The organism is Clostridium sp. AM29-11AC (genome assembly GCF_003480545.1).
GTDB classification, from domain to species: domain Bacteria; phylum Bacillota; class Clostridia; order Lachnospirales; family Lachnospiraceae; genus Otoolea; species Otoolea saccharolyticum_A.
Window position 1 is genome coordinate 193,943 of the sequence record NZ_QUJI01000001.1, and the last position, 16,100, is coordinate 210,042.

General features: G+C 51.9%; 14 protein-coding genes. All 14 read left to right on the forward strand.

Features of this window, described 5'->3' with window-relative positions:
* Positions 1 to 157 precede the first annotated feature (157 nt).
* Positions 158 to 1,039, forward strand: a complete 882-nt coding sequence (locus DW757_RS00895) for a branched-chain amino acid ABC transporter permease (protein ID WP_044931459.1) — start codon at positions 158 to 160, stop codon at positions 1,037 to 1,039.
* A 15-nt stretch (positions 1,040 to 1,054) separates the two neighbouring features.
* A complete protein-coding gene (locus tag DW757_RS00900; protein ID WP_044931461.1) occupies positions 1,055 to 2,149 on the forward strand; it encodes a branched-chain amino acid ABC transporter permease in 1,095 nt (364 codons plus the stop codon).
* A 2-nt stretch (positions 2,150 to 2,151) separates the two neighbouring features.
* Positions 2,152 to 2,910, forward strand: coding sequence for an ABC transporter ATP-binding protein (locus DW757_RS00905; protein ID WP_008398138.1), 759 nt, complete (start codon positions 2,152 to 2,154; stop codon positions 2,908 to 2,910).
* Positions 2,911 to 3,018: 108 nt separating this feature from the next.
* The gene (locus tag DW757_RS00910) at positions 3,019 to 3,729 is read left to right on the forward strand and encodes an ABC transporter ATP-binding protein (RefSeq protein WP_008398139.1); all 711 of its coding nucleotides are present in this window, start codon (positions 3,019 to 3,021) and stop codon (positions 3,727 to 3,729) included.
* A gap of 324 nt (positions 3,730 to 4,053) precedes the next feature.
* A complete protein-coding gene (gene spoIVA / locus DW757_RS00920) occupies positions 4,054 to 5,529 on the forward strand; it encodes a stage IV sporulation protein A (protein ID WP_008398141.1) in 1,476 nt (491 codons plus the stop codon).
* A gap of 199 nt (positions 5,530 to 5,728) precedes the next feature.
* Positions 5,729 to 7,336, forward strand: coding sequence for an MBL fold metallo-hydrolase (locus DW757_RS00925; RefSeq protein WP_008398143.1), 1,608 nt, complete (start codon positions 5,729 to 5,731; stop codon positions 7,334 to 7,336).
* 36 nt (positions 7,337 to 7,372) lie between these two features.
* The gene (rnhA, locus tag DW757_RS00930) at positions 7,373 to 7,849 is read left to right on the forward strand and encodes a ribonuclease HI (RefSeq protein WP_008398144.1); all 477 of its coding nucleotides are present in this window, start codon (positions 7,373 to 7,375) and stop codon (positions 7,847 to 7,849) included.
* A 235-nt stretch (positions 7,850 to 8,084) separates the two neighbouring features.
* The gene (locus DW757_RS00935) at positions 8,085 to 9,413 is read left to right on the forward strand and encodes a lysozyme inhibitor LprI family protein (RefSeq protein ID WP_021966799.1); all 1,329 of its coding nucleotides are present in this window, start codon (positions 8,085 to 8,087) and stop codon (positions 9,411 to 9,413) included.
* Positions 9,414 to 9,642: 229 nt separating this feature from the next.
* The gene (gene alaS / locus DW757_RS00940) at positions 9,643 to 12,249 is read left to right on the forward strand and encodes an alanine--tRNA ligase (RefSeq protein ID WP_243033281.1); all 2,607 of its coding nucleotides are present in this window, start codon (positions 9,643 to 9,645) and stop codon (positions 12,247 to 12,249) included.
* A 183-nt stretch (positions 12,250 to 12,432) separates the two neighbouring features.
* Positions 12,433 to 12,609 (forward strand): 30S ribosomal protein S21, encoded by a 177-nt coding sequence (gene rpsU / locus DW757_RS00945; RefSeq protein ID WP_003504099.1) that lies wholly within the window; start codon positions 12,433 to 12,435, stop codon positions 12,607 to 12,609.
* Positions 12,610 to 12,901: 292 nt separating this feature from the next.
* The gene (locus DW757_RS00950) at positions 12,902 to 13,174 is read left to right on the forward strand and encodes a YabP/YqfC family sporulation protein (protein ID WP_021966797.1); all 273 of its coding nucleotides are present in this window, start codon (positions 12,902 to 12,904) and stop codon (positions 13,172 to 13,174) included.
* Positions 13,175 to 13,186: 12 nt separating this feature from the next.
* Positions 13,187 to 14,416, forward strand: a complete 1,230-nt coding sequence (locus tag DW757_RS00955) for a sporulation protein YqfD (RefSeq protein WP_118750721.1) — start codon at positions 13,187 to 13,189, stop codon at positions 14,414 to 14,416.
* A 55-nt stretch (positions 14,417 to 14,471) separates the two neighbouring features.
* On the forward strand, positions 14,472 to 15,560 hold the full coding sequence (locus tag DW757_RS00960) for a PhoH family protein (protein WP_008398150.1): 1,089 nt from the start codon (positions 14,472 to 14,474) through the stop codon (positions 15,558 to 15,560).
* 33 nt (positions 15,561 to 15,593) lie between these two features.
* Positions 15,594 to 16,091, forward strand: coding sequence for an rRNA maturation RNase YbeY (gene ybeY / locus DW757_RS00965; protein ID WP_008398151.1), 498 nt, complete (start codon positions 15,594 to 15,596; stop codon positions 16,089 to 16,091).
* Positions 16,092 to 16,100: the final 9 nt, after the last annotated feature.

Genomic DNA, 16,100 nt, shown 5'->3' on the forward strand with positions numbered 1-16,100 from the left:
TTGTGGTATAACAGCAAGGAAAGCGTATGCCATGCCTGCATGAGCATGCATCTGACGAGCAGTTCCATCGGGATGTCAGTCGGGATGGAACCGAAGAAAACGTTTCACACGTATATCTCCAGACAAAATATAGAAGAAAAAGAGGTGCAGGAAGATGATTAATTTTCTCTCCTATCTGATTAACGGCATCAGCCTGGGCAGTGTTTACGCCATCATCGCCCTGGGCTATACCATGGTTTACGGTATAGCGAAGATGCTGAATTTTGCCCACGGCGATATCATCATGGTGGGCGGCTTTACAACCTTTACGGTGGTCAGCACCATGGGCGGCTCCCCGCTTCTGGGAGTCCTGGCAGCTGTGGTAGTCTGCACTGTTCTCGGTGTGACAGTAGAGAGGGTGGCTTACAGGCCTCTGCGCGGGGCCTCTCCGCTGGCAGTTCTGATTACAGCTATCGGCGTCAGCTACCTGCTTCAGAATGTGGCGCTCTTAATTTTCGGCTCCAACGCCCGCCAGTTTACCTCTGTTGTGAATGTGCCGCCGTTAAAGCTGGCCGGAGGAGCCCTCTCCATTTCCGGCGTCACCATTGTCACCATTGCTGCCTGTATTATCATTATGATCGGCCTGATGCTCTTTATCAACAAGACGAAGATCGGTCAGGCTATGCTGGCTGTATCGGAAGACAGAGGGGCGGCCACTCTGATGGGTATTAATGTAAACGGAACGATCGCTGTCACCTTCGCCATCGGTTCTGCCCTGGCGGCTATTGCAGGCGTACTGCTCTGTTCCGCCTATCCGTCCCTGACTCCCTACACCGGTTCCATGCCGGGTATCAAGGCCTTTGTGGCAGCAGTATTCGGCGGCATCGGCTCCATACCGGGCGCTCTGATCGGAGGAGTGCTTTTAGGAGTGATTGAGAATCTGGCGAAGGCGTATATTTCCTCCCAGCTCTCAGATGCCATTGTATTCTCCGTGCTGATTATCGTCCTTTTGGTACGTCCGACGGGAATTCTGGGCAAAAAAATCAGTGAGAAAGTGTAGGTGCAGGCCATGAATATCAAAACATACAGAAAAAAAACGCTGGTTCAGAATGCCGTCACATACGGCATTGTTCTCGCCTGTTTCATTCTGGTGCAGATTCTGACGGCAACAGGAGGGATGACAAGCCTCTTAAAGGGAATTCTTGTGCCGCTTTGCACTTATGTAATCCTGGCAGTTTCCCTGAACCTGACGGTGGGAATTCTGGGCGAGCTGAGCCTTGGACACGCGGGATTTATGTGCGTGGGTGCCTTTTCCGGAGCCTTCTTCACAAACGCCATGATGAAGACATTTGGCATTGCCAAGAACGATGATATGGCAATTCTCGGCCTGTTTATCGTTGCCATTGTCATCGGGGCGGCTGTGGCGGCTGTATTCGGCATTCTGATAGGAATTCCGGTTCTCCGCTTAAAGGGAGACTACCTTGCCATTGTCACCCTTGCCTTCGGAGAGATTATCAAAAACCTGATCAACGCTCTGTTTGTAGGAATCGACAGCAGGGGAATCCATTTTTCTCTGAAGGATGCAGCTTCCCTGAATCTGGAGGAGGGAGGCGAGGTAATCATAAAGGGAGCCCAGGGAATTTCGGGCACCCCGAAGGCGGCTACCTTTACAATCGGAATCATCCTCGTGCTGCTCACGCTCTTCATTGTTCAGAACCTGATTCATTCACGGACCGGCCGCGCCATCATGGCGATTCGCGACAACAGGATAGCAGCGGAATCTGTGGGAATCAATATTACAAAGTATAAGCTTCTGGCTTTCTCCGTATCTGCGGCTCTGGCGGGAGTGGCAGGAGTGCTCTATGCTCATAACCTGGCTACTCTGGCTGCCACGCCAAAGGCCTTCGGCTACAACATGTCCATTATGATTCTTGTGTTCGTGGTGCTTGGCGGAATCGGAAATATCCGCGGCTCCATTATCGCTGCTGTGATTCTGACGCTGCTGCCGGAGCTTCTGAGAGGTCTCAGCAGCTACAGAATGCTGATTTACGCGATTGTCCTGATTGTCATGATGCTTTTGAATTCCAGTCCGAAAGCGATTGAGATAAGAAGCCGCATCATCGAATCAATCCGGGGCAGGAAGAAAAAAGAGCAGGCGAAGGAGGCGTAATTATGGCAATGCTGGAAGTGAAAAATTTGAGTATCTCCTTCGGTGGACTGAAGGCGGTGGATGACTTTAACATCACCATCGAGAAGGGACAGCTCTACGGCCTCATCGGCCCAAACGGAGCTGGAAAGACAACCGTGTTCAACCTGCTGACGGGAGTGTACAAGCCGGACGGCGGTATCATTCTGTTAGATGGGGCGAATATCGCCGGAAAGAAGAATATTGAGATCAACCGAGCAGGGATTGCCAGAACTTTTCAGAACATCCGTCTCTTCAAGGAGCTGAGCGTGCTTGACAATGTAAAGGTCGGGCTTCACAACCACCACCCATATGGGACTTTGACAGGCATTTTCCGCCTTCCCAAGTACAGGAGGGTGGAGCGCGAGATGGATGAGCAGGCTCTGGAACTGTTAAAGGTATTCGGGCTGGACGGTGAGTTCGCAGTCAAGGCCTCAAATCTTCCCTATGGAAAGCAGAGAAAGCTGGAGATTGCCAGAGCTCTGGCCACAGAGCCGAAGCTCCTTCTTCTCGATGAACCTGCGGCAGGCATGAACCCCAATGAGACAAAGGAACTGATGGATACCATCCAGTTTGTCCGTGACAATTTTGACATGACAATTCTCCTGATTGAGCATGATATGAAGCTTGTATCAGGGATCTGCGAGCGCCTGACAGTGCTGAATTTCGGCCATGTGCTTACAGAAGGGCCGACGGGAGAGGTGTTAAATAACCCCGAGGTTATCAAAGCCTACCTGGGCGAATAGCGAAAAGGGCAGACGCCTTCGCGGAAGGGAAGCTCTCAGCTTGCAGCAGGGATTTTGCTGCTTTGGAAGAGAATAGGATTAAGTTTGAGATATTAGGAGGTCAGAGTCATGGCAATGCTGGAAGTAAAGGATTTAAGTGTCTATTACGGCGTAATCCAGGCCCTTAAGGGAATCTCCTTTGAGGTGGAGGAGGGGGACGTCATCGCCCTGATCGGAGCCAACGGCGCCGGAAAGACGACGACGCTTCACGCCCTTACGGGACTGATCCCGGTGAAATCAGGAAGCATTGTATTCGAGGGAAAGGAAATCACAAAGGTACCGGGCTATAAGCTGGTATCCATGGGAATCGCCCATGTGCCGGAGGGCCGGCGGGTGTTTGCCCAGCTGACAGTGCTGCAGAACCTGAAAATGGGAGCATTTACGAGAAATAACAGGCAGGAAAGCGAGGAGACCATTAAAAGGATCTATCAGCGCTTTCCGAGGCTTGAAGAGAGGAAGAATCAGCTTGCGGGAACGCTCTCCGGCGGTGAGCAGCAGATGCTGGCCATGGGGCGCGCCCTCATGTCTCACCCCAGGCTGCTTGTCATGGATGAGCCCTCCATGGGACTTTCTCCCCTGTATGTAAATGAGATTTTCGAGATTATCCAGGAAATCAGCAAAGAGGGGACAACGGTTCTTCTGGTGGAGCAGAACGCAAAGAAAGCTCTCTCCATTGCCAATAAGGCATATGTGCTGGAAACGGGAAAGATCGTTCTCAGAGGAGATGCAAAAGAGCTGATGAATAACGATCAGGTGAAGAAGGCGTATCTGAGCGAATAGCGGACAAAATCCGTGCTGGAAAAGATGGCTGTAAGGGATGCTGCCGGGGACGGGATGTCCGCGGTTTAACAAAGAAAGCAAAAATCAAAATACTGAAAACCGCCGGGCAGCAGGAGATATGGCTGTGCGGCGGTTTTTTCTGTCCAGCCTTTGTATGGCGCCGAAATTTGAAGCAGCTACATCAAAATATTCAGAAAAAAGAAACCGCCCCGGGGCGATGGTAAACCAGGAAAAAGGCGGAGCATGAAACGGGGCTTTGAAACGTCATGTCTATGACGCCCTCCAGGTGCATATACTGTACCAGCACAGCAAGGGGGTAATAATATGGACAGTTTTAATGTATACAGCGATATTAAGGCCCGCACGGGCGGAGAAATCTACATAGGCGTGGTGGGGCCCGTGCGCACGGGAAAATCCACGTTTATCAAGCGCTTTATGGAGCAGATGGTTCTCCCTGGCATGGAGGATGAGCATGTGAGAGAACGCACCAGGGATGAGCTGCCCCAGAGTGCGGCGGGAAAAACCATTATGACCACAGAACCCAAGTTTATTCCCAAGGAGGCGGTACAGATTCCGCTGGGAGAAGGGATTGACGCCAAAGTCAGACTGATTGACTGTGTAGGATTTATGGTGGAGGGAGCAGCAGGGCACATTGAAAACGACGCGGAGCGTCTGGTGAAGACGCCCTGGTTCGATTATGAGATTCCCTTTACCCAGGCAGCAGAGCTGGGAACCAGAAAAGTCATTACCGATCACTCCACTATCGGACTTGTTATCACAACCGACGGCTCCTTCGGAGAGATAAAAAGGCAGAACTATACAGCGGCGGAGGAAAAGACTGTAAAGGAGCTGAAAAACTTAAATAAGCCCTTCCTGATTCTGCTCAATTCCATGCGCCCCTACTCAGATGAGACAAAGCAGCTGGCCTCGGAGCTTGAGAAAAAATACGGAGTGCAGGTTATGCCGGTCAACTGCGAACAGCTGAAAAAAGAGGACATTCGCAGAATTATGGAGGAGGTTCTCACAGAGTTTCCAGTGTCGGAGCTCGACTTTTCCATCCCCAAATGGCTGGAAATTCTGCCTCAGGATCACTGGCTGAAGGCTCACGTCATCCAGGCGGTAAAGGAGATTCTTAAAAAGACCAGCCATATGAAAGATGTGCAGGGAGAGCTGCTGACTGCCCCTGACGAGTCCATCAGGCGCATGAAGGTGACCGGTATGAAGATGGCGGACGGAAGTGTTTCCGTGGAGATCGATGTGGATGACGGGTGCTATTACCAGATTTTAAGCGACTATGTGGGGGTGCCCATTGACGGCGAGTACAGACTGATGCAGACCTTAAAGCGCCTGGCCGCCATGGAGAGAGAGTACGAGAAGGTAGGGGACGCACTGAGCCAGGCGCGGCTGAAGGGATACGGGGTGGTGACGCCGGATCGCTCTGAGATTGTGCTTGATGAGCCCCAGATTATCCGCCATGGAAATAAGTACGGTGTAAAAATGAAAGCCCAGGCCCCGTCTCTCAATCTGATCAAGGCTCATATAGAGACGGAGATTGCTCCCATTGTGGGAAGTGAAAAGCAGGCGGCGGATCTGATCGACTATATCAAGGCCAACGCTAAAGAAAGCGAGGACGGTCTCTGGAACACAAATATTTTCGGAAAAAGCGTGGAGCAGATCGTGAGTGACGGCATTCAGGCTAAGATATCCCAGATGACCGAGGATTGCCAGATGAAGCTCCAGGACACGCTGCAGAAAATAATTAATGACAGCAACGGAGGAATGATTTGCATAATTATCTGAAATAAGTTATAATATCTAGGAAAACACAGGATAATGTGAAAAAAGACGGACAAACAGACGTATTGTATCTGAGTAAAAGAGGAAAACAGGCGGCTTTTGTCTGGATTTTTCGCAGAAAAGGCCCAGAATGAAGGCGGTATGCGGCCGGAGGGGGCGGTACTGGCAAAACGCAGCGGGCAGAAAGACAGGAGAGGGTTATATGAGACTGACATTTATCGGAGCCGATCATGAAGTTACAGGGAGCTGCCATTATCTGGAGGCCTGCGGGCTGAATATTCTCATTGACTGCGGAATGGAGCAGGGCTCCAACAAGTACCAGAATCAAGAACTGCCAGTCAGCTATGCGGATATTGATTACGTGCTTGTAACGCATTCCCACATTGACCATGTGGGAATGCTGCCGTTTATCTTTGCGAGAGGTTTCTCGGGCCAGATTATGGCTTCTCGTGCTACCTGCGATCTGTGCAATATTATGCTGAAGGACTGCGCCCATATCCAGGAGTCAGAGGCAGAGTGGAAGAACAGGAAGGCAAAGAGGGCCGGCCGTCCTCAGGAGCCGCCTCTCTACACGATGAATGATGCAGAGGGAGTTCTGAAGCACTTTGTGCCCTGCGAGTACAATGAGATTATAAGACTTTCGGAGGGGGTGGAGATCCGGTTTACGGATGCAGGCCACCTGCTGGGCTCTGCATTTATTGAGGTGTGGCTGACGGAAGACGGATGCTCCAAAAAGATTGTATTTTCCGGCGACATCGGAAATATGAACAAGCCTCTGATCCGCAATCCTCAGTACATTGCCCAGGCAGATTATGTGGTGATGGAGAGCACCTACGGGGACAGGCTCCACCGCCATTCGGCTGAGCATATCGAGGAATTTGCCAGGGTGATTCAGGAGACTCTGGACCGGGGAGGAAATGTGGTAATCCCTGCCTTCGCTGTGGGGCGTACCCAGGAGGTGCTCTACTATATCAGGAGGATCAAGGAGGAGGGACTGGTGACAGGACACGGCGATTTTGACGTGTACGTGGACAGCCCTCTGGCTGTGGAAGCTACCCAGGTGTTCAAGAAAAATATGCTGGACTGCTACAATGAGGAGACAAAAGCTCTTGTGAAAAAGGGGATCAATCCCATTGCTTTTAAGGGTCTTAAGCTGTCTGTCAGCAGCCAGGAGTCCATCGCCATCAACTTTGACGATAAGCCCAAGGTTATCATCTCTGCTGCCGGCATGTGCGATGCCGGGCGAATCCGCCACCATCTGAAGCACAACCTCTGGAGGCCGGAATGTACGATCCTGTTTGCCGGCTACCAGGCAGTGGGAACTCTGGGGCGCAGCATTATTGAAGGGAAAAAGGAGGTTAAACTGTTCGGCGAAACCATTGACGTGGAGGCCCATATTGAGAAGATTGAGGGTATCAGCGGGCACGCGGATCAGAAAGGCCTTCTTACATTTATCAACAGTTTTATGGAGAAGCCGAAACAGGTATTTGTGGTTCACGGCGATGATGAGGTCTGCACTCACTTTGCCGAGAAGCTGGAAAAAGAGTACGGGCTCAATGCCTTCGCCCCGTTCAGCGGAACGGTCTATAATCTGGCTGAAGGAAAATTTGAGACAATCACAGAGGGTGTTCCGATCCGCAGGGAGGAGGAGAGAGAGACATCCAAGAGAGCGGCCGGTGTATTCGGAAGACTTCTGGCTGCTGTGGATCGCCTCCGCCGTGTTGTCATGGACAATGAGGGCGGGGCAAATAAGGATCTGGCAAAATTTGCAGATCAGATTAATTCCCTCTGCGACAAGTGGGATCGCTAGCCTTCCAAAAAAGAAACGGACAGAGAGGACAGACATGTGAAAGTGGAAATTTACACAGATGGAGCCGCCAGGGGAAACCCGGACGGGCCAGGCGGTTTTGGAACCGTCCTTCACTATACAGACACCAGGGGACAGCTCCACGTGAAGGAACTGTCGGCAGGGTACAGGCGGACAACCAACAACCGTATGGAACTGATGGCGGCTATAGCCGGGCTGGAAGCGCTGAACCGTCCCTGCCAGGTGGAGCTTTATTCAGACTCAAAATACCTGGTGGACGCTTTTAACCAGCACTGGATTGACGGATGGATAAAGAAAGGCTGGAAGAGGGGAAAAAACGAACCGGTTAAAAATGTAGATCTCTGGAAGCGCCTCCTGGCTGCAGCCAGTCCCCATAAGATCACATTTATCTGGGTAAAAGGGCACAACGGGCACCCGGAAAATGAAAGGTGTGACTTCCTTGCAACCTCTGCTGCAGACGGGGAAAACCTTCTGACAGATCCAGGGGTATTATAGGCGAAAAAGACGGGAAAACAGACTGAAAAGTGCCGGGAGCCAGAGGGCTCTGAACAGGAAACAGCGGAATAATTTACAGTTAAGGCAGGCCGGCATTGCAGATGCCGGCCTGAGTCAGCTGCAGGAAAATATTAATTATATCTTACAATATATTACGTCTTTCTTCTGCTTCTTTTCTTTCAGCACCATTTATGATATGGTATTTATATCAAAGTGTGCAAAGGAATGGCTCAGATTGAAAAATAGAGAATTTATCATTACCGTCCTTTTGATCTGCGCGTTCGGCTTTTTTGTAACCTTCCATGTGAGACGATTTGTATCCGGAGGAGAAGAGACCGGACAGCCTGGTGAGTATACAGCCCAGGAATACACCGCTGAAGAGTTTGAGGTACAGAAAGAAGGGGCTGAGGCAGAAGCAGATCCTGCAGAAAACAGCCTGCCGCCGGCAGGAAGGGCTGCAGACGAGGCAGACGGCCCGGATACTTCTTCCACTGCATCTTACTCTGACGGAATAGGGCCGGCGAAAGCACAGAACAGCGCCCCGGAGCCAGAGGCTGCCGGAACTAAAGGAAAAGAGCAGACAGGAGATAAGACAGGAAAGGATACTCAAGCTGCCAAGAATAGCGAGATTTCCGGGACTTCCGGTGAGCAGGCCCAAGCAGGAGGAGAGACTGGGAAAAACACATCAGAAAAAGGAAACTCAAAGTCCGCGTTAAATAACGGTGCAGCGCCATATAAAGAGGAATCCGGGAAGGCGCCGGAGAGCGGCTTATCTGCCGGGACACTTCAGACAGAGAACCCTTTGGCAGGCAAAGTTCAGGAGAATGAAAAGAAAGATAGCTCCGCACAGACGGAGCTGCCCGGAAAAAATCAAAAGACAGAAGCTTCTTCAAAGGGACAGACGGGACAGACAGAGGCAGGCCCCGGGAGCACCCCTTTTTCCCTTCAGGCCGATAACAGTCAGTCCAGGGGGAAGGAGAGCTCTGCCGGAGGAGCAGCTTCGGATAAGGCTGACGCCAGGCTTCGATCCGTACCCAAAGCCGCAGCGCTTTCGGGGAGAGAAGGGACGGAGGCAGCAGCTCAGCCGGGAGGACAGACAGAAGCAGCCGGCTCAGCATCCCGAAATGCAGATGGCACTGCCTCAGATACAAAGGCAGCCTCCGAGGGAACAAAGGAGGAGATGACAGAACAGGACTACCGCCAGGAATTAGCAGATATTGAGGTACTGGTGGAGCAGCTGAAAAATTCCAGAGCAGATACGAGCACATGGTCATACCTGAATATGGCGGATTATGAGCTGAAGCTCTGGGATGATGAACTGAATGTGATCTATAAGGATATTATGAGCCGTCTCGATACCGAGGAGGCGGAGAAACTGAAAAAGGAAGAGAGGACATGGATTCGGCAGAAAGATGAGGATGCCAGAAAGGCGGCTTCCCGGTATAAGGGAGGAACCCTGGAGGGATTGGAGCACACGGCATCTCTTGCCAAATCTACCAGAGAGAGAGCCTATGCTCTTTTAGACTCCTATGGAAGCTGTCTCCCCCAGGAGGAGACGCAGTGACGCCGCAGAACGGCACAGGCACAGCTGTTTTGGAGAAGGAAACAGAGCAGCTTTGCCTGTGCCGTTCTGCTTAACATCTTTTTTCATGAACGCCGCCCCTTTCTCCCACCTGCACCTTGAAAAACCGTTCTTCATGTGATAGGATATACCAATGGATAAAAATATTACTTAAATGTAACAGGCAGGAGGAAACAACGTGGAAAGATACGGTGTAAACGAACTGAGAAAGATGTTCCTGGAATTCTTTGAGAGCAAGGGACATCTGGCGATGAAGAGCTTTTCTCTGGTTCCGCATAATGATAACAGCTTGCTGCTCATCAATTCCGGTATGGCGCCCCTTAAGCCATACTTTACAGGCCAGGAAATTCCGCCGAGAAAACGTGTGACGACATGTCAGAAATGCATCCGTACAGGAGATATTGAGAATATCGGAAAGACAGCCCGCCACGGCACGTTTTTCGAGATGCTCGGAAACTTCTCCTTCGGAGATTACTTTAAGACAGAGGCGATTCACTGGTCCTGGGAATTCCTGACAGAGGTTGTAGGACTGGATCCTGACCGCCTCTACCCATCTGTATACCAGGATGACGATGAGGCCTTCGATATCTGGAACAAGGAGATGGGAATTCCGGCAGAGCGCATTTTCCGCTTCGGCAAGGAGGACAACTTCTGGGAGCACGGCGCAGGCCCCTGCGGTCCATGTTCTGAGATCTATTACGACCGCGGCGAGAAATACGGCTGCGGAAAGCCGGGATGTACCGTAGGATGCGACTGTGACCGCTACATCGAGGTGTGGAACAACGTATTCACCCAGTTTGACAATGACGGCCATGGCCATTACACAGAGCTGGAGCACAAGAATATCGATACCGGAATGGGCCTGGAGCGTCTGGCAGTTATCGTTCAGGACGTGGACTCCCTGTTTACGATTGATACAAACAAGGCTCTCCTTGACCGCGTCTGCGCCCTGGCAGGAAAGGAGTATCAGAAGGATCACGAGACAGATGTGTCTCTGAGAATCGTGACGGATCATATCAAGTCCTGCACCTTCATGATCTCCGACGGAATCATGCCTTCCAACGAGGGACGGGGCTATGTACTCAGAAGGCTGTTAAGACGTGCGGCCCGTCACGGAAGAAAGTTAGGAATCGAGGGCAAGTTCCTGGCAGAGCTTTCCAGAACCGTCATCGAGCTTTCCAAGGACGGATACCCGGAGCTGGATGAAAAAAAGGCTATGATCTTCAAAGTCCTTACTGAGGAGGAAGATAAGTTCAACAAGACCATCGACCAGGGACTCTCCATTTTAAATGAGATGGAGTCTGAGATGGCAAAGAAGGGCGAGAAAGTACTCTCCGGCGAGAACGCGTTCAAGCTCTATGACACCTACGGCTTCCCGGTGGATCTGACCAAGGAGATTCTGGAGGAGAGAGACCTCTCCGTAGACGAGGAGGGCTTTGCTGCCTGCATGAAGAAGCAGAAGGATGCGGCCAGGGCAGCCAGAAAGACCACAAACTATATGGGAGCAGACGTGACGGTTTACCAGTCCATCGATCCGGCTGTCACCACAGAGTTTGTGGGGTACGACAGGCTGGTGCATGAGTCTGAGATCACCGTACTCACCACGGAGGACGAGCTGGTGGAGGCTCTGACGGACGGACAGAACGGAACGATTATTGTGAAGGAAACCCCCTTCTACGCCACCATGGGCGGACAGCAGGCAGATATCGGCGTGATCTCCACAGAGAACGGCACCTTTGAGGTAAAGGATACAATCAAGCTCCAGGGAGGCAAGGTAGGCCATGTGGGAACTGTCACAAAGGGAATGTTCAAGGTAGGCGATCAGGTGACGCTCACCGTGAATAAGGAGAACAGAGAGCTCACGGCCAGAAACCACTCTGCCACACACCTGCTTCACAAGGCCCTGCGCACGGTTCTCGGCACTCACGTAGAGCAGGCGGGCTCCCTTGTGACAAAAGACAGACTCCGTTTTGACTTTACCCATTTCTCCGCTATGACTCCTGATGAGATTGCGGCAGTTGAAAAAATGGTAAATGATGAGATTGCGGCTTCCCTTCCGGTTGTAACGGATATTATGAGCCTTGAGGAAGCGAAAAAGACAGGGGCTATGGCGCTGTTCGGAGAAAAGTACGGCGAGAGTGTGCGCGTGGTAAGGATGGGAGACTTCTCCACCGAGCTGTGCGGCGGAACTCATGTGCCGAACACCAGCACAATCTCTGCATTCAAGATCGTATCCGAGGCGGGGATTGCAGCCGGCGTAAGGCGTATTGAGGCGCTGACCAGCACAGGGCTTATGGATTACTATCATGAGATGGAGCAGGAGCTTCACGAGGCTGCCAAGCTTGTGAAGAGCACACCGACCGCCCTTCACGACAAGCTGCAGGCGATGCTCGATGAGCTGAAGGCCCTTCACTCTGAGAACGAGAAGTTAAAGAGCAGGCTGGCCAATGACTCCCTCGGCGACGTTTTAAACCAGGTAAAGGAGATAAACGGCGTGAAGCTCCTGGCAGTCAGGGTGGACGGCGTTGACATGAACGGTCTGAGAAATTTGGGCGATCAGCTCAAGGAGAAGCTGGGCGAGGGCATGGTTGTCATTGCCTCCGTCCAGGACGGAAAGGTGAACCTGATGGCCTCCGCTACGGAGGGAGCCCAGAAGAAGGGCGCTCATGCAGGAAACCTGATCAAAGCCATCGCTTCTCTGGTGGGCGGCGGCGGCGGCGGACGTCCCAACATGGCTCAGGCCGGCGGAAAGAACCCGGCCGGCGTGGAGGATGCCCTCAGAAAGGCTGAGGAGGTAATCGCAGAGCAGGTGAAATAGCCGCTCTGCAGGAGATGCTTCTGGCGCCGAACCGACAAAATATAAATAAATTTTCAAATTTTGTAAAAATCCTGTTGACGAATACGGGATTTGTGGTATAATCATAACAGTGCTAAAAAAATGCCCAAACAGTTGTATTAATATGCACTTATTACACAACTGAAGGGAGGTTAGGTGTGAGCTATGTCAAATGTAATCGTTAAAGATAACGAAAGCTTAGACAGCGCTTTACGCAGATTCAAAAGAAACTGTGCAAAGGCTGGCATTCAGCAGGAGATTCGCAAGAGAGAGCATTACGAGAAACCAAGCGTTAGACGTAAGAAGAAATCCGAAGCTGCTAGAAAACGCAAATACAATTAATCAAGACAAAATTCCCGGCTGTCTATCGGCCGGGAATTTTTTATACAACAGGAAACGAAGTTTCCTGTTGTATAAAAACGCTCCGAGGGGATCGCACTGGGTTGGAGAGGAAAATGCCGCTTCTGCGCCCCGCGCGAGTGTGCGCCTTGGCGCACACTTTTTTATGCGCAAAGAATGAGGGAAGACGAGAGGAATTCCTTCCGGCTCCCCTCCGCCTTTGAACCGGGTCAGGCATAAGAAGCCTGGCTTTTTTCATATATTGGGTATGAAGATCGGGAAAGGCGGCGTTTGCTTGTTTGACAGGCAGAAACGGGCTGTGGTGTCGGCGCTGAGCCTGCCGGAGGATGTCATGCTCGGCGACATGCTTCTGACCTTTACAGGCAGCAGAGGCGCTCTGGTAGAGAACTACAGGAGCATTATTCTGTATACAGATACGGTACTGAAGCTCCAGGGGAAAAACGGCCGCCTCACCATAGAGGGAAAGCGCCTTCGGATTACCTACTTTGACAGGGAGCAGCTTCTTCTGTCCGGGGCGATCCGGTCGGCAGTATTTGAACCGCTGTAAGGGAGGGAGCAGATGAATGCGTGGAGGCATTACCGGGAAGGGGCGGTGAAGGTGAGGCTGCAGGGGCTTTCGCCGGAGCGCTTTTTTAACCTCTGCGGCCAGGGAGAGGTGGAGATCTGGAAGATTTCATGCGCTGGCGCGGAATATGAATTTTATATGACTGTCAGGGGATTTTTCTCCTGCCGCCCCTTTGTGAGGAAGTCTGGTGTGAGGCTTAAAATCCTTGAAAAAACGGGACTTCCCTTTTTTTTATACAGAAACAGGAAAAGAGGGCTGTGGGCCCTTGGCTTTCTATTGTTTTTTCTGCTACTCTATCTCCTCTCCCTGTTTGTGTGGGAGATTGATTTCCAGGGAAATCTGCGCCACTCGGACAATGAGCTGATGCACTATCTGGAAACAGAGGAGATCCGCTGCGGAATGCGAAAAAAACAGGTGGACTGCGAGTGGCTGGAAGGCCAGATTCGGAACAATTTTCCCGACATTACCTGGGTTTCTGCCCGGGTGGAGGGGACCAGGCTCTACATCCATGTGAAGGAAAACCAGGTGGTGCTGACGGTTCCAAAAAAAGATGAAACGCCCTGCGATCTGGTGGCAGATGCAGGGGGAGAGATTCTTTCCATGGTAGTGAGAAGCGGGACGCCTGCGGCAAGGCCCGGCGACGTGGTGGAACCGGGGCAGGTGCTTGTGAGCGGCAGGCTGTCCATCACCGACGACTCCGGACAGGTGGTATCGGAGCGGATGGTGCGGTCAGACGCTGATATTATTCTGAGAAGAGAGAGGACAGAGGAGAAGGAGATCTCCCTGTGGCATAAAAAACGGGTATTTACCGGCAGACAGAGAAGGGGGCTGTTTGTCCAGGCGTTTGGGAAGGATTTTACGCTTCTGATGCCGGATTTTGAGGAGAGGGAATGGAGCTATACCGCCCAGACCTTTCAGGCCAGGATCGGGAAGAATTTTTACCTGCCGTTTTTTGGCGGGACGATCAGGGCAGATGAGCAGGTCAGCTACTGGACAAAATATACGGAGGAAGAGCTCTCGGCTATGGCCGAGGAATACAGGAGGGAGACGGAGGCAAAATTAATAGAAAAGGGGGTACAAATTATTGAAAATAATGTTACAATACTAGATAATGATTCAGCCTGTCTGTTTCGCCTGGAAATGATCACGGAGGAACCGGCAGGCAGTCCCGCGCCGGTTGAGATGGGAATGGAGCAGGAGCAGCCCTCAGAAGGGGAGTCTTAATAATCAGGCGGCCCTCTGCTTTCTGCTCTTCCTGCCCGGCGGGGGAAGGTGAAATATGGCTAAAGGAGAAGAGAGACAGAAAATGAGTGTGATGGAAACCATTATCGATATCCCCATGGAGCATGAGCGGAATGTCTGCGGACAGTTTGACGTATACCTGAAAAAAATAGAGCGTACCCTCCATGTGACGATGATAGCCAGGGACGGAGCCCTGAAGATCATCGGGCCGGAGCACGCCATCCGGCAGGCAAAGAGCGTGTTTAACAACCTGCTGGAGCTTTCAAGGCGGGGGAATGCGATCACAGAGCAGAATGTAGACTATGCACTCTCTCTGTCCTTTACGGAGAATGATGATAAAATTCTGGAAATTGATAAGGATATTATCTGCCGTACGATCAACGGAAAACCCGTAAAGCCAAAAACCCTGGGGCAGAAGCAGTATGTGGACCTGATTCGGAAGAAGATGATCGTATTCGGCATCGGCCCTGCCGGAACGGGAAAGACGTATCTGGCCATGGCCATGGCGATCCAGGCCTTTAAAAACGGGGAGGTAAACCGGATCATCCTGACCCGCCCTGCCATCGAGGCGGGAGAGCGGCTGGGATTTCTGCCAGGGGATCTGCAGAGCAAGATCGACCCGTACCTGCGCCCCCTTTACGACGCCCTGTATCAGATTATGGGAGCGGAAAGCTACATGCACAATTCAGAAAAGGGGCTCATTGAGGTGGCTCCCTTAGCCTACATGAGAGGCCGCACCCTTGATAATGCCTTTATTATCCTGGATGAGGCACAGAACACGACGCCGGCTCAGATGAAAATGTTTCTGACCCGTATTGGCTTTGGTTCCAAGGTCATTGTGACGGGAGATCAGTCCCAGAAGGATCTTCCGGCCGGGGCCGCGTCAGGTCTTGACACAGCGATCCGCGTCCTGAAGGGGATTGACGATATCGGCTTCTGCTACCTGACCAGCGGTGACGTGGTGCGCCATCCTCTGGTGCAGAAGATTGTGGAGGCCTATGATGCCTATGAGAAAAAAGAGCAGAGGGCTGACCGCCAGAAGGAAAAAGAGAGGGAGAAAAAGTCCGGCCGTCTTACCTTAAACAGGGGCAGGCTTGCCGAAGTGAAAAAAGGCAGAAAAAAGTAGGGGCGGATACGGACGAGGAAGAGAGGATATACCATGACGATTCAAATTGAGTACGAGGCAGAGAAAAAGCTGAACCTGCCATATGAGACGATTATCAGGGAGGTTGTGCTTGCCGCGCTGGACTATGAGGCCTGTCCCTATGAGGCGGAGGTCAATGTGCTCCTGACAGATGATGAGGAGATTCACCGGATCAACCGGGAGTTCAGGGGCATCGACCGGGCCACGGATGTGCTGTCGTTTCCCATGGCTGACTATGAACAGCCGGCAGAGTTTGAGAAGCTGGAAGAACGGCCGGAGGATTACTTCAACCCGGAAACGGGAGAGCTGCTTTTAGGCGATATTGTCATCTCAGTAGATAAGGTGGAGGAGCAGGCAGAAAAATACGGCCACTCAGAGGCCAGGGAGCTGGCCTTCCTGACTGCCCACAGCATGCTGCACCTGTTCGGGTATGATCACATGGAGGAGGAAGAGCGCCTGGTGATGGAGAAGAAGCAGGAAGCGATCCTCAGCCTTAAAGGCTACACGAGATAGGCGGGCCTG

Coding starts and splice junctions, on each gene's coding strand:
- DW757_RS00910 (WP_008398139.1), top strand. CDS start 3,019: ATGGCAATGCTGGAAGTAAAGGATTTAAGTGTCTATTACGGCGTAATC.
- DW757_RS00960 (WP_008398150.1), top strand. CDS start 14,472: ATGGCTAAAGGAGAAGAGAGACAGAAAATGAGTGTGATGGAAACCATT.
- rpsU (WP_003504099.1), top strand. CDS start 12,433: ATGTCAAATGTAATCGTTAAAGATAACGAAAGCTTAGACAGCGCTTTA.
- DW757_RS00905 (WP_008398138.1), top strand. CDS start 2,152: ATGGCAATGCTGGAAGTGAAAAATTTGAGTATCTCCTTCGGTGGACTG.
- ybeY (WP_008398151.1), top strand. CDS start 15,594: ATGACGATTCAAATTGAGTACGAGGCAGAGAAAAAGCTGAACCTGCCA.
- DW757_RS00955 (WP_118750721.1), top strand. CDS start 13,187: ATGAATGCGTGGAGGCATTACCGGGAAGGGGCGGTGAAGGTGAGGCTG.
- DW757_RS00925 (WP_008398143.1), top strand. CDS start 5,729: ATGAGACTGACATTTATCGGAGCCGATCATGAAGTTACAGGGAGCTGC.
- spoIVA (WP_008398141.1), top strand. CDS start 4,054: ATGGACAGTTTTAATGTATACAGCGATATTAAGGCCCGCACGGGCGGA.
- alaS (WP_243033281.1), top strand. CDS start 9,643: ATGTTCCTGGAATTCTTTGAGAGCAAGGGACATCTGGCGATGAAGAGC.